General features: G+C 65.7%; 10 protein-coding genes, 2 tRNA genes and 1 pseudogene. 9 read left to right on the top strand and 4 right to left on the bottom strand.

Annotated elements, in window-relative coordinates:
* Positions 1 to 33 precede the first annotated feature (33 nt).
* The 9 genes and pseudogenes from KIH81_RS00200 (at position 34) to KIH81_RS00160 (ending at position 7,408) form a co-directional block, all read left to right on the top strand.
* Positions 34 to 414 carry a transcriptional regulator gene (locus tag KIH81_RS00200; RefSeq protein WP_214303551.1) on the top strand — a complete coding sequence of 127 codons (381 nt, stop codon included), beginning with the start codon at positions 34 to 36 and terminating at the stop codon, positions 412 to 414.
* A 107-nt stretch (positions 415 to 521) separates the two neighbouring features.
* On the top strand, positions 522 to 1,145 hold the full coding sequence (locus tag KIH81_RS00195; protein WP_109056701.1) for an ATP-dependent Clp protease proteolytic subunit: 624 nt from the start codon (positions 522 to 524) through the stop codon (positions 1,143 to 1,145).
* Between the two features lie 2 nt (positions 1,146 to 1,147).
* Positions 1,148 to 1,864, top strand: a complete 717-nt coding sequence (locus KIH81_RS00190; protein WP_214303550.1) for an ATP-dependent Clp protease proteolytic subunit — start codon at positions 1,148 to 1,150, stop codon at positions 1,862 to 1,864.
* A gap of 121 nt (positions 1,865 to 1,985) precedes the next feature.
* Positions 1,986 to 3,419, top strand: a pseudogene (gene clpX / locus KIH81_RS00185) (ATP-dependent Clp protease ATP-binding subunit ClpX); the annotation flags it as partial.
* Between the two features lie 122 nt (positions 3,420 to 3,541).
* Positions 3,542 to 3,615, top strand: a tRNA-Arg gene (locus tag KIH81_RS00180).
* Between the two features lie 29 nt (positions 3,616 to 3,644).
* Positions 3,645 to 3,718: transfer RNA gene (locus KIH81_RS00175), tRNA-Arg, on the top strand.
* Between the two features lie 105 nt (positions 3,719 to 3,823).
* The gene (locus KIH81_RS00170; RefSeq protein ID WP_214303548.1) at positions 3,824 to 5,044 is read left to right on the top strand and encodes a MalY/PatB family protein; all 1,221 of its coding nucleotides are present in this window, start codon (positions 3,824 to 3,826) and stop codon (positions 5,042 to 5,044) included.
* A 135-nt stretch (positions 5,045 to 5,179) separates the two neighbouring features.
* The gene (locus KIH81_RS00165; RefSeq protein ID WP_214303547.1) at positions 5,180 to 6,451 is read left to right on the top strand and encodes a Na+/H+ antiporter NhaA; all 1,272 of its coding nucleotides are present in this window, start codon (positions 5,180 to 5,182) and stop codon (positions 6,449 to 6,451) included.
* A 174-nt stretch (positions 6,452 to 6,625) separates the two neighbouring features.
* On the top strand, positions 6,626 to 7,408 hold the full coding sequence (locus KIH81_RS00160; protein ID WP_420829106.1) for an LOG family protein: 783 nt from the start codon (positions 6,626 to 6,628) through the stop codon (positions 7,406 to 7,408).
* Between the two features lie 74 nt (positions 7,409 to 7,482).
* Here KIH81_RS00160 and KIH81_RS00155 read toward each other — a convergent pair whose 3' ends face one another.
* From KIH81_RS00155 to KIH81_RS00140, 4 genes are all read right to left on the bottom strand, one after another.
* A complete protein-coding gene (locus KIH81_RS00155; protein WP_214303545.1) occupies positions 7,483 to 8,148 on the bottom strand; it encodes an O-methyltransferase in 666 nt (221 codons plus the stop codon).
* Positions 8,149 to 8,266: 118 nt separating this feature from the next.
* Complete coding sequence (locus KIH81_RS00150; RefSeq protein WP_214303544.1) at positions 8,267 to 9,232, bottom strand: succinate dehydrogenase/fumarate reductase iron-sulfur subunit; 966 nt, start codon at positions 9,230 to 9,232, stop codon at positions 8,267 to 8,269.
* Positions 9,233 to 9,396: 164 nt separating this feature from the next.
* Positions 9,397 to 11,442 carry an FAD-binding protein gene (locus tag KIH81_RS00145; protein ID WP_214303543.1) on the bottom strand — a complete coding sequence of 682 codons (2,046 nt, stop codon included), beginning with the start codon at positions 11,440 to 11,442 and terminating at the stop codon, positions 9,397 to 9,399.
* Positions 11,443 to 11,632: 190 nt separating this feature from the next.
* A complete protein-coding gene (locus tag KIH81_RS00140) occupies positions 11,633 to 13,162 on the bottom strand; it encodes a DNA-processing protein DprA (protein ID WP_338024714.1) in 1,530 nt (509 codons plus the stop codon).
* Between the last annotated feature and the right edge of the window lie 210 nt (positions 13,163 to 13,372).

The following is a 13,372-nucleotide window of genomic DNA, read 5'->3' as shown; positions in this document are numbered from 1 at the left end:
GGCGTCGGAACACAAGCAAACGAAAGGTGACGCATGTCCCAGAACACCGAGGACCGCAAGGCGCTGGCGGCGCTCGACGCCGAACCGCTGAACGAACGGATCGCCTACTACCGCAAGCCGTTCATGGTGCTGTGGGCGGCCATCCAGGAGGCCTCCAGCGAACTGGTCGAGGACTACGGGCTCAGCCAGGACATGGCGCAGTTGTGGGTCGCCGAACAGATGCGCCAGGTATCCGACTCGCTGGTCGATCGCCTCGCCGAGAAAGCGGTGGCGCACGGGGCCAGCAAATCGAATGTGGCGCGTGCGGCCGGAGCGAGCCCGGCCAATGCCGAGCGACGATTCCCCCGGCTGAAGGGAGACGGCTCGCATGGCCGCCTGCTCATCGACGACGTGCTCGACGCCATGGAGGAGTGAACGCGAGCTCCTACGCTGGCCGCCAAAATACAGGCGATTATTCGCTTCCAGTCGCTTCGAGGCGGTAGTCTGAACAATGTTCGAGTTATGAGTTAAGGAGAATCAAGGTGAGCAATACCTTTGCGACCTTACCGGTCATGGCGGGCGATGACGTCCCGGCCGGCCCCGTCGACCCGATTTTCAACCGCCTCCTGAAGGACCGCATCATCTGGATGGGCGAGGAGGTCAAGGACGACATGGCCAACCGCATCTGCGCCCAGCTGCTGATGCTGGCCGCCGAGGACCCGAAGAAGGACATCTGGCTGTACATCAACTCCCCGGGTGGCTCCATCACCGCCGGCATGGCCATCTACGACACCATGCAGCTCATCGAGCCGGACGTGGCCACGGTGGGTCTGGGCATGTGCGCCTCCATGGGTCAGTTCCTGCTGAGCTCCGGCACCAAGGGCAAGCGCTACCTGACCTCGCACGCCCGCGTGCTCATGCACCAGCCGTCCGGCGGCATCGGCGGCACCACCACCGACGTGCGCATCAACGCCGAGCTCATCATGGACATGAAGAAGACCATGGCCGAGCTGACCGCCGAGCAGACCGGCCACACGGTCGAGGAGATCTACCGCGACAACGAGTACGACCACTGGTTCACCGCCAAGGAGGCGCTGGACTACGGCTTCGTGGACAAGCTTGTGACCACGCCGGACACCATCGGCAACGACAGCAAGGGGGAGTGACCATGGCAAGTGAAGAAGCGAAGTTCGTAGACCGCGCCGAGCGTCTGGCCGGCCGCCAGGGCGTCGTCGGCTTCATGCCGGCCGCCATGCGCGCCGAGGTCCAGGACCGCGCCGCCGCGATGCCGACCAACCGCTACGTCATGCCGCAGTTCGTGGAGAAGACCCCGTACGGCATGAAGACGCAGGACGCCTATTCCCGCCTGTTCGAGGACCGCATCATCTTCCTCGGCGTGCAGGTGGACGACGCCTCCGCCGACGACGTGATGGCCCAGCTGCTGGTCCTGGAGTCCCAGGACCCGAACCGCGACGTGATGATGTACATCAACTCGCCCGGCGGCTCGATGACGGCCATGACCGCCATCTACGACACCATGCAGTACATCAAGCCGGACGTGCAGACCGTGTGCCTCGGCCAGGCTGCCTCCGCCGCCGCGATCCTGCTGGCCTCCGGTGCCAAGGGCAAGCGTCTCATGCTGCCCAACGCCCGCGTGCTCATCCACCAGCCGGCCATCGACCAGGGCTTCGGCAAGGCCACCGAAATCGAGATCCAGGCCCGCGAGATGCTGCGCATGCGCGAATGGCTGGAGAACACGCTCGCCAAGCACACCGGCCAGGACGTGGAGAAGATCCGTCGCGACATCGAGGTGGACACCTTCCTGACCGCCCCCGAGGCCAAGGAATACGGCATCGTGGACGAAGTGCTGGAGCACCGCCAGTAGCTCTGGACGACCATTTCGCGCACGTGCGCGCCCCGCAATACCCTCGGCCGGCAATGGCCGGGGGTATTGTGTTTGAAGGATCGTATCGGGGCAATCGCGCAGCGTGGCAAAGGAGATGCACATGGGACGTGTGGTCAGCTACAACGAGGAGATTCCGCGCTGCACGTTCTGCGGCAAGACCGAGCATCAGGTCAGGAAGCTCGTGGCCGGCCCCAACGCCTCCATCTGCGACGAATGCATCGCCCTGTGCGTGGAGATCATCTCCGAGGAGCGGGTCAAGGACGCCCAGGTCAACGCGCTGACCCTGCCCAAACCCACGCAGATCTTCGACTATCTCAACCGGTACGTCGTGGGCCAGGAGAACGCCAAACGAGCGTTGTCCGTGGCCGTGTACAACCATTACAAGCGCGTCAACATGGAGCTGCGCGAGGACGCCGGGCGGCTCAACGGCCAGGGCGGAGGCATCGGTGCGGCGGGTGCCGCCGGACGCGCGGGAAACGACGGAGCCGTTCCGGACGCGATGGGGTACGGCGACGCGGGATTCGCCGGCGGCCTGGATGCCGAGGCGCCCGTCCGCGCCACAGCCGGTCGTTCCGGTCGTTCGCGCCGCCGCGACAACGACCCGCTGGCCGATGTCGAAGTCGCCAAATCCAACATCCTGCTGCTCGGCCCCACCGGCGTGGGCAAGACGTACCTCGCCCAGTCGCTGGCCCGCGTGATGAACGTGCCGTTCGTCATCACGGACGCCACCACGCTGACCGAGGCCGGTTACGTAGGCGACGACGTGGAAACCGTGCTGCAACGGCTGCTGCAGGCCTCCGACGGCGATGTGGCGCGGGCCCAGCATGGCATCGTCTACATCGACGAGATCGACAAGATCGCCCGCAAATCCGGCGAGAACACCTCCATCACCCGTGACGTGTCCGGCGAGGGCGTGCAGCAGGCACTGCTCAAGATCCTGGAAGGCACCATCGCCTCCGTGCCGGTGGAGGGCACGCGCAAGCACAAGGAGCAGGAGACCGTGCAGATGGACACGCGCGACATCCTGTTCATCTGCGGCGGCGCGTTCGTGGGGCTGACGGACATCGTGCGCCAACGTCTGGGCCGCCGGGAGAGCGGATTCGGGGCGAACTGGCATGACGCCGACCTCAAGGACGACGAACTGCTGGAACAGGTCAATGCCGATGATCTGGCCGAATTCGGCCTGCTGCCCGAGTTCATCGGACGACTGCCGGTGATCAGCGTGCTCAAGGAGCTCACCGCCGACGATTTGGCGGCGATCCTCACCCAACCGGCCAACGCGCTCGTCAAGCAGTACCGCAAACTGTTCGCCGTGGACGGCGTGGACCTCCAATTCACCGAGCAGGCCGTGCATGCCATCGCGGACACGGCCATCGCCCAGGGCATCGGCGCGCGTGGCCTGCGATCCATCATCGAACGCACGCTGCAGGACACCATGTTCCAGCTACCCAGCATGGAGGACGTGCGGCAGGTGATCGTGGACCAGGCGTCCGTGGAAGGAAAAAGCAGCCCGAAATTATTGAGGGAGGCGATGCGCGGAGCGACGTTCGAACATCGCAAAACCGCATGATTCCAACGCGACACGCCGTATGGGTATCCGACTTGCAGAGCGTTGAATGACGTGTATTATAAATCGAGTTGTTTGAACGACAACATGCGCGAGTAGCCCAGCGGATTAGAGCAGCTGACTACGGATCAGCAGGTCGCAGGTTCGAATCCTGTCTCGCGCACTCCCGAACCACGGGGACAACAGTGGTATGCGCGAGTAGCCCAGCGGATTAGAGCAGCTGACTACGGATCAGCAGGTCGCAGGTTCGAATCCTGTCTCGCGCACGATAAAGCCTCGGAAGCGAAATGCTTTCGAGGCTTTTCCAATTCCGACACAATCCGTCGCTACGATGAGGCGGGTTGGTTCTCACAGCAGGAAAGGGAAGAGCAGTGACGCAGGCGGAACAGGATCGCGGTCAGCACCGGTACGATTTCAGCACGATCCTCGAACGGCATGGCTCCACGTCCATCAAATGGCATGAGATCGAAGCGGAAATGGGGCCGAACAGCCGGGATGTGATCCCGCTGTCCGTGGCGGACATGGAATTCAAGCCCGCGCCGGAAATCGTGGACGCGCTGGTCGAGGCCGCCACGCACGACGTGTTCGGCTACGACTACGCCACCGACGACTATTTCGCCGCCCTGACCGGCTGGATGAGACGTCGCCACGGCTACGACATCGACCCCGCGTGGGTGAGCCTGTCCGACGGCGTGATGCCGGCCATCAACACCGCCTTGCGCGCCGTCACCCATCCGGGGGACAAGGTCATCATCCAACGGCCCGTCTACTACCCGTTCACGTTCGCCGCCGAACACAACGGCCTGACCATCCTGGACAACGAACTCGTGCTGGACGAGGCCGCCGGCCGCTACGGCATCGATTTCGACGACCTGGAGGCCAAGGCCGCCGACCCGCGCTGCACGGCCCTGATCCTGTGCAACCCGCACAACCCGGTCGGCCGCGTCTGGACCGCCGACGAGCTGCGCCGCATCGGCGACATCTGCCTCGCACACGGCGTCTACCTGCTGTGCGACGAAATCCACGCGGACTTCGCGCACCCCGGCCATGCGGTCACGATGTTCGGCACACTGGGGGAGCGGTACCGGAGCATCCTCTTCGAGTTCACCGCGCCCACCAAGACGTTCAACCTCGCGGGTCTGCTGTGCTCCAACGCCATCATCCCCGATCCCGAGCTCAAGCGCCGCTTCGACGTGGCCGCCGAGAACATCGGCGGACTCACGGTCAGCCACTTCGGCCTGGTGGCCTGCCAGGCCGCCTACAACCACGCCGGGGCATGGCTGGACGGGCTGCTGGGCGTGCTGGAACGCAACGTGGCCGTGCTGCGCGAATTCGCCGCCCGTACGGAGGGCGTGCGCCTGATCGAACCGGAAGGCACGTACCTGGCATGGCTCGACTGTCGCGGACTCGGCTTCGAGACCCCGGAGGCGCTGCGTGACTTCATGCGTGACGAGGCCCGCGTCTGGTTCGACGAAGGCTCCCTGTTCGGCCGTTCCGGCGACTATTTCGAGCGCGTCAACCTCGCATGCCCCACCGCCCTGCTGGAGCGCGTGCTGGATAACGTCGACCGCGCGCTCGCCGCACGACGGTAACAGGGAAACCGGCGGACGCTGCTCGGCCCCGAGCGTAACCGTTCGGGGCCGTTGCCGTACTATGGATAGTCGTATTTCACAGGGACGATCGGCGAACGCCGATCGTCACGGGAACGGACGGCGAAAGGAACGGCGATGGGAAAGACCACCGGTAGCAGGCGAGGCGCATGGGCCGCGATCAGGCGGCTCGCCGCCTCCGACCGCGCCGCCGGCCTTATCATGCTGGGCTTCGCGCTCATCGGCTTGGTGGCCGCGAACCTGCCATTGACCTATCACCTGTTCGAAACCATCGCCGAAACGCATATCGGCATCCCATACACGAACATCGACCTGCCGATCGGCCACTGGGCGCAGGACGGCCTGCTCACCATCTTCTTCCTGACCGTCGGACTCGAACTCAAGCAGGAGCTCACCACGGGATCGCTCTCCAACCCCAAGGCCGCCGCCGTGCCCATGCTGTGCGCGGTGGGCGGCATGCTGGCGCCTCCCATCCTGTTCATGCTGGTCATCGCCCTGTTCTCCCGGTTCGGACCGGGGGAGACGGGCAGCCTGATCCTCACCACCACCGGCAGCAGCATCCCGTTCGGCGAGATGGCGCACGGATGGGCCGTGCCCACCGCCACGGACATCGCGTTCTCGCTGGCCGTGCTCGCCCTGTTCGCGCGCGGCCTGCCCGGTTCGATCCGCGCCTTCCTTATGACGCTCGCCACCGTGGACGACCTGCTGGCGATCATCCTCATCGCCGTGTTCTTCTCCTCGGTCAACGCCTGGTACTGGTTCATCGGCATCGCCGTATGCGCCGGCGTCTGGGCGTACCTGGTGCAGCTCAAGCGCGTGCCATGGGCCGTGGTGGCCGTCGTGGGCGTCCTGGCATGGGTCATGATGTTCGAGGCCGGCATCCACCCCACACTGGCCGGCGTACTCGTGGGCCTGTCCACCCCGGCGCGCGAAATCCACGGCGAAACCACGCCGCGCGCCGAACGGTACGCCTCGAAACTCCAGCCGTTCTCCGCCCTGCTCGCCCTGCCCATCTTCGCCCTGTTCGCCACCGGCGTGCACTTCGAGGAGCTGACGCCCGCGCTGATGCTCTCACCCCTGGTGATCGCCCTGATCGTGGCATTGGTGGTAGGCAAGCCACTCGGCATCATCACCACCGCCTGGCTGTCCACGCATCTGGGCGGCCTCAAGATGGCCAAGGGGCTGCGCGTGCGGGACATGATCCCCACCGCGTGCGCCTGCGGCATCGGATTCACCGTATCCTTCCTCATCGCCTCGCTGGCGTACACGAACGCCGAACTGTCCGCCGAAGCACGATTCGGCGTGCTGGTCGGCTCCCTGATCTCCGCGTTGGTCTCCGGCATCCTGCTGAGCCGGCAGTCCAAACGGTTCGCGCACGCGGCGAAGTAGGCCCGCAATCATAAGGAGATGACCATGGCCAAGAAACAGAAGAAAGCCAAGAAGAACGACAACAGGAAGACCGGCGCGAAGCAGTCCAAGTCGTCGCTGAAACCGGCGAAGGGCCCGGTGGCGGATCCGCTGGCCGGCCCGGTGACTAACGCTCCTGCCGACGCCGAATCCGCCATGGACGCCGAACAAGACGGACAGCCCGTGCCGCAGGACGCCTCGCCGTTGGGCGACACGTACCATCGCGGTCCCGTGATACTGCGCGGGCCGATGATCCCGACGGACAACACCACCGCCAACCTCCTGCAGCCTGACGCGGACACGGACTGGCTGCACATGGATCCCTGGCGCGTGCTCAGGATCCAATCGGAATTCGTGGACGGCTTCGGCGCGCTCGCCGAACTCGGGCCGGCCGTGGCCGTCTTCGGCTCGGCCCGCACCCCGCGCACCGACCCGGTGTACAAGGCCGCACGCCGCATGGGCAGCCAGATCGCCAAGCGGGACATCGCCGTCATCACCGGCGGCGGCCCCGGCGTCATGGAGGCCGCCAACAGGGGAGCGGCGCTCGCCGGCGGCAAGTCGGTGGGCCTGGGCATCGAGCTGCCGCACGAACAGGGACTCAACCAATGGGTGAACCTCGGCATGAGCTTCCGTTACTTCTTCGTCAGGAAAACGATGTTCGTCAAGTATTCCTCCGGCGTGATCATCTGCCCGGGAGGCTTCGGCACGCTCGACGAAATGTTCGAGCTCCTGACGCTCGTGCAGACCCACAAGGTCGCCAACATGCCCGTGGTGCTGTACGGCAAGGACTACTGGCAGGGACTGTTCGACTGGCTCAACGGTCCGGTCTCGGACCACGGCATGATCTCCGCCATCGACCCGCATCTGGTGACACTCACCGACAGTCCGGACGAGGCCGTGGATATCGCCACCAGCGCGATCATCGCAAGCCGGGCATAACACAACAGGGGCTCTTCCCAACGTTTCGAAGCCGTTGAGGAAGAGCCCCTGAATGAATCGCAGTCGCGGGAGGATCAGCGCTTGACGGCGATGAGCATGCCGGTACCGTCGGACGTGAGCGTGGAGACGAAGCCCTCGTCCTGTTCCACGGTGGCGATGAGCTCGCGCATGGCCACGGCCTTGTCGCTGCGGTCGGCGGCATCCAGCACGCCGCCCTGCTCGGAGCCCAATGCCAGCACGTCGGTGAACACGATGGTGCCGTGCGCACGCAGCAGACGAGAGGCCTGGGCGAACGTGGAGGCGTAGTTCTCCGGGTCTCCCGCCACCATGATGAAGTCGTAGTCGTTGGCGTTGAGACGGGGCAGGAACACGCTGACCGGCGCGTTCACGGCGCGCAGCGAGGTGTCGGTGGCGTCCTGCAGCACGGCGAAGGCGCGACGAATCAGCGTGATGCCCTGCGCCGAGGAATCAACGGCGGTCAGCTGACCGGCACCGTCCAGCGAACGAACCAGCTGCAGGGTCTCGACCAGCGAACCGGTGCCCACGGCGATCACCGAGGACGCGCCGGCCATACGCACCAGAAGGTTCAGCAGACGCGCCTGGGCGGCCGGACCCTGAAGCTGGCCGTTCTTGTCGGCCGCCTCGCGGGCGTCGGCGATGGCGTCCGGCTCCTGTTCGCGGGCATGCTCCTCCGCGAATTCCCAGGCCTTGGCAAGATTCGTATACTGCGTTTTGTCCATAACCTTCGTTTGTTCCTTCTGTGTCGTCTCCGGCCCTCTTCGGCCATGCGGGAGGCGATGCGTCCGTGGTTCTACGCTCTAGTCTGCCACCATCCGGCCGTCAAGCGGAAACCGATGTTCAGCGTTCGCGCACCTTGGCCACGATCTGCCACATCTCCTCGCCCACGTCGATGCCGCGCGGGCAGTGGCGCGAACAGGCACGCACGGACTGGCAGGCGGCCACGCCGTCCGCCGTATCGATGGCGTCCATGCGGTCCATGGCCTTGGCGTCGCGTGAGTCGTTGATGAATCGGGAGGACCAGATCAGCGCGGCCGGGCCGATGAAGGCGTCGCCGCCGGCGAACACCGGGCAGGAGCCTTCGCACACGCCGCAGGCAATGCAGTTGCTCAGCATCTCGTACTTGGCGAGCTGATCGGGGTGCTGCAGGTATTCGAACACGTCCACCTTGCCTTCGGAGGTGGTGGCCAGCACGCCGTCCGCCTCAAGGTAGGGGGTGAGCTTCCTGATCTGGTTCAGCATCGGGTCGATATCCGCGATGAGGTCGCGCTGCGGCGGGAAACCGGGCAGGGGAGCGAGCTCGATGACGCCGAGGGAACCTCCATGTGCGGCCGCGTCGTCCGTGGAATCCGCGGAGGCTTCGGCCTCCGCATTCGTGTTGTCGTCGGCGGTCTCGTCCCCGATGTGACGGAACCCCTCATCGTCCACCTGCGGCAGGGCGCCGGGCTGCTTGGCCCAATCCCGGATGGCCGCGGTGCACAGCAGGGTGGGGGTGCCGTTGATGGAGACGGCGTCCGAACCGCACATGCCGTGACCGCAGGAATAACGGAAGGCGAGTGTGGGGTCCACCGTGCGTTTGATGGTCATCAGGCAATCGAGCACCGTGTCCTCGGGGCGGGCGGGAATCGTGTATTCCTGCACCCACTGCTTGCCGCGCGGGCGGCGGGCGGCGGAATCCGAACCGCCGCCGAACGGGGAGCTCTTACGGGCGAACGGGCTGCCGCCGCGTGCACGTTCGGCGCGTTCGGCGCGCGGCGTGAAACGATGCACCTGCAGGGTAACCGTCGTGTTGTTCGCCTCAGCCATCATCTGCCTCCAAAGATCCAATAATCAGCCAACCTATTGTGCCACAAGCCCTGGGCGGGGTTCGTGCCATTGCGGATTCGTGTCAAGAGCCGGCCGTTTCCCCACCGGCCGGACAAAGGGAGCGGGCTCCTCGGTGAGGGGAGCCCGCTGGGTATCCGTATCCGTTAGTATTCGCGCTTCTTGGGCGGGTAGTCGGTGATGTGCACCGGCTGCCAGGAGATGGGATGCGCGGCAAAAACCGGGGCCGGCTCGTCCTGGCCGGCCTTGGCGATTTCGTCGTGCAGACGGTCTCGTTCTTCCGGGGAGAGCAGACGAATCATGGAATGGGCGAGGAACCGCTCGTCGTCACGTTCGGGATGATCGGTCCGGTACATCGCGCCGCGGGATTCCTTGCGTGCGCCCGACGCCGCGAGCACGGCACCCGCCAGCTCGACCAGGTGACGGACCTCCCAGATGGCGGTGATCTCCTGATTGAACGCGGCCGTATCGCTGTGCGCGCGCAGGGCTTCCGCCGCGGGCCTGAAGGTGCTGTCGAGCTGGTCGCTTGCGGCGACGATGGATTCGGCGTTGCAACGCACGGCCAGCGCACGGTCCATGAGCGAGCCGAGACGGGCCATGAGCTCGTACGGGTTGCCGTTGGCCGATGCCGCTTCGGCGTCGGAATCGCCGTCGGAGTCCCCGGAGATGTCCGTGTTGCCGGCCAGCAGATCGGCCAGTTCCGTCGCGCGACGGAACTTGGCCTGATCGGCCGCCTCGATCAGCGCATCATCGGTCGAATCGTCCGCCATGGGGGAGTCCACCGGATTTTCGGCGATACGCGCGGCCATGGTCCGACCAGCCCGCGTGCCGAACAGGCAGGCGTCCAGCAGCGAGTTGCCGCCCAGTCGGTTCGCACCATGCACGGACACGCAGGAGCATTCGCCGGCCGCGAACAAACCGTCGACGACGACGCGATCGCCGAGGGTCCTGGACGGCGGCAGGACACCGTCGATGAGCCATTCCGGATGGGCGTTGGCCAGGTCGCTGTCGTCCGATTCGTTCCAGCGGTACACCTCGCCGTCAGTGGTGATGGGGATGCCGCCCATCGTGTAATGCGCGGTGGGCTTGATCGGCACCCAGTCCTTGGCCGGATCGAGGTTCGCATACTGTTCGATGGTTTCGACCACCTGCGGCAGGGCCTCGGCCATGCGTTCGGGGGCGATGCCGGTCATATCCAGCCAGACGCAGTCCTTCGGGCCGTCCGGATCCTTGGGGTCCGCGACGCCTCGGCCGGCGTCGATCTCCGCCATGATGGAGCGGGAGACCACGTCTCGGGCCGCCAGATCCCGGTGCTCGGGAGCGTAGCGTTCCATGAACGCCTCACCGTCCGCATTGCGCAGCACGCCGCCTTCGGCGCGGGCCGCCTCGGACAGCAGAATACCGGTATGTGCCAGTCCGGTGGGATGGAACTGCACGAATTCGATGTCCTCCAGCTGCAGCCCCGCGGCCAAGGCCAGCGCCATGCCGTCGCCGGTCAGATCCCACGAGTTGGACGTGGTATGGAACAGCCGGCCCGCGCCACCCGTGGCGATGAGCACATTGCGCGCGTGAACGGCCTGGACCTTGCCCGCATGGGTGTCCAGAGCCACGATGCCGGCCGCCTGGGAACCGTCATCGGCGAGCACCAGATCGGTCACGTACCATTCCTCGGCGAACTCGACGCCCTGCGCCACGCACTGCTGCCACAGCGTGTGGAGGATCTGATGGCCGATACGGTCCGCCGCATAGGCCGCGCGCTTGACCGGTTCGCCGCCGAAATCACGGGTGTGGCCGCCGAACCGGCGCTGGGCGATGTGACCGTCCTCGGTACGGGAGAACGCCACGCCCTGACGCTCCAGGTTGATCACGGTCTCCGGCGCGTATTCGGCGAGTAGACGGGCCGCGTCCTGATCGACCAGCCAATCGCCGCCCTTGATGGTGTCGTAGTAATGCCAATGCCAGTCGTCGGACTCTACGTTGCCCAGGCTGGCCGCGATGCCGCCCTCCGCGGAGCCGGTATGCGAACGCAGCGGCTGCAATTTGGAGACCACCAGGATCTTCGGGTCCACGCCCTGTGCCCTGAGATCCTCGATCTCAGGGGACCTGAGCAGCCCCAACGCCGCCGACAGGCCGGCCGCTCCGGCGCCGACGATCACCGCATCATACATATCTTCCAAACGTTTCGGACTCATGGTCTCGATTCTCGCACACCCGCCGAACAGTGGCCTTGACGGCATGAGACAGGTTGCAACGACTGATATGCGAGAACCGGCATGACCGACCGGTATACGCGAGGCCAATATACGAAGCAGATATACGAAGGATTGGCCCGTGAAGGCTGGTTCGCGATTTTCATTCCGTGAGCGCGGAGCCAACCGCCGATCAGCGGACGCGGCTGCTCAGGGCGGCGGCGTCCGCCTTGCGATCGACCACCCCCTTGAGTTCCAGCGCGCCGAGCAGGCTCAGCACGGTGCCGATATCCGGGATCTCGTCGTCGGCCAGTTCGCGCGCCACCTTCAGCAGGGCATCCGGCGTGACGATGAGATGCCGTCTACGGCATTCACGGATAAGACCCACCATCAGCCGCTGCGGTTCGGGCAAGGTGCTCACGTCGATGGGAGGAAGCTGCATTTCGGCATCGGCGGGTTCCCGTAGATCGGGCACCTGTCTGCGAACCCCGGAGGAGCCGGGTTTCGCGCGGGTGCGGGCGGGAGAGGCCGTGGCCTGGGCTAAGGTGGGTTGTCCGCCGGTGCCGGACCGTCCTAGGGGAGGCCGGCCTGCTTCGCCTCTCGAACCGGCTTTGATGGCGCCGCTTGCGGGAGAAGAGGCCGAATCGCCTGATGAGGAAGCGGCGGCAGGTGTTGCGGTTGCATCGTCCTGCCGGTCGTGCGCATCCTCGGTTTTCACGGCGAAGCCGGGGCATGCCGCCATGGTTGGCTGATGACGCTCATGGCAGATGTCGTCGGTGGAGGTGGCGGCGCACAGCAGTATGGCGCGATGGTCGCTGATCATCTTGTTGCAGCCGGCGTTGGATGGCTGGTTGATGTCTCCGGGCACCGCGTACACCTCGCGCATGAGCTCGCACGCCCAGCCTGCGGTGTTGAGCGCCCCGGAACGCAGCCGGGCCTGCGCCACCACCAGTGTGGAGGACAACGCCGCGATGATGCGGTTGCGCAGCAGAAAACGCCTTGCCTCGGGAATCGTATCCGGGCAGTGTTCGCTGATGAGCGCGCCGCCCTGCGCCTCGATACGCTCGAACAACGTGCGGTTGCGCATCGGCCCGATATGGTTGAGTCCGCCCGCGAACACGGCCACGGTCTTGCCCACATTCGCGGGATTGCGCCCGTGCAGCGCGTTCAACGCGCCCCAATGGGCGGCGGCATCCGTGCCCATCGCCCCACCCGACACCACCAGATGGCCGGCGGCCGCGGCCTGCTCGGCCATGGTGTGCGCCACGAAGCGCCCGTATTCGTTCACATCACGCGAACCCACGATGCCGATGGGTTTGGCGCAGCTCGTCAACGCACGGGGATCGCCCCGGATCCACAGACACAGCGGCGGCGCCCAGTCGGAGCGGATCGCGAGATCGGCCAACTGATGCGGCCAGCATGGATGGTTCGGTCCGATCAGCCACATCGTGCCGTCCGCAGTGAACCAATCGGCCAGATGCAGGATGTCCTGTGAGGGCAGGTCACGCATGCGATTATGCCAGGAGGACAGGGAGGCGCGGAAGGTCTTCATCATGTCCGCGGTGACGCTTCGTCCCCATCGGGTGATGCCGTTGACGAACATGCGGTCGATGCGCGCCAACGCCGGCCCGGATACCTCGGAGGGATGGCTCGGATGTGACTGCGCCAGCGCGTGCCACAACGATTCCGCGCTGCCCGCGCCCTTGAGTGTGGCGTACATCATCACATCCGTGCCATCCAGACAGAAGGTGAGCGCGGCCCGGTACAGGGCGTCGACGGAAGGGGAGGGAATCGCCCGGCGCGCGGTGCCGGCGGGATTCTCGGAGCCGTCGGTGATGCCGGAGGAAACGGGAACTTCTGGGAGAACGGAGACGGCGGTATCGGCAGGAGCCGCGGATGCAGCTGAATCGACGGCTTGGGAAGCCGTCTGAGT

It is taken from the genome of Bifidobacterium miconisargentati, assembly GCF_019331675.1.
In the GTDB taxonomy this organism is placed as follows: domain Bacteria; phylum Actinomycetota; class Actinomycetes; order Actinomycetales; family Bifidobacteriaceae; genus Bifidobacterium; species Bifidobacterium miconisargentati.
Note: the sequence above shows the minus strand (reverse complement) of the source record. Positions and strands in the feature narration are given on the sequence as shown.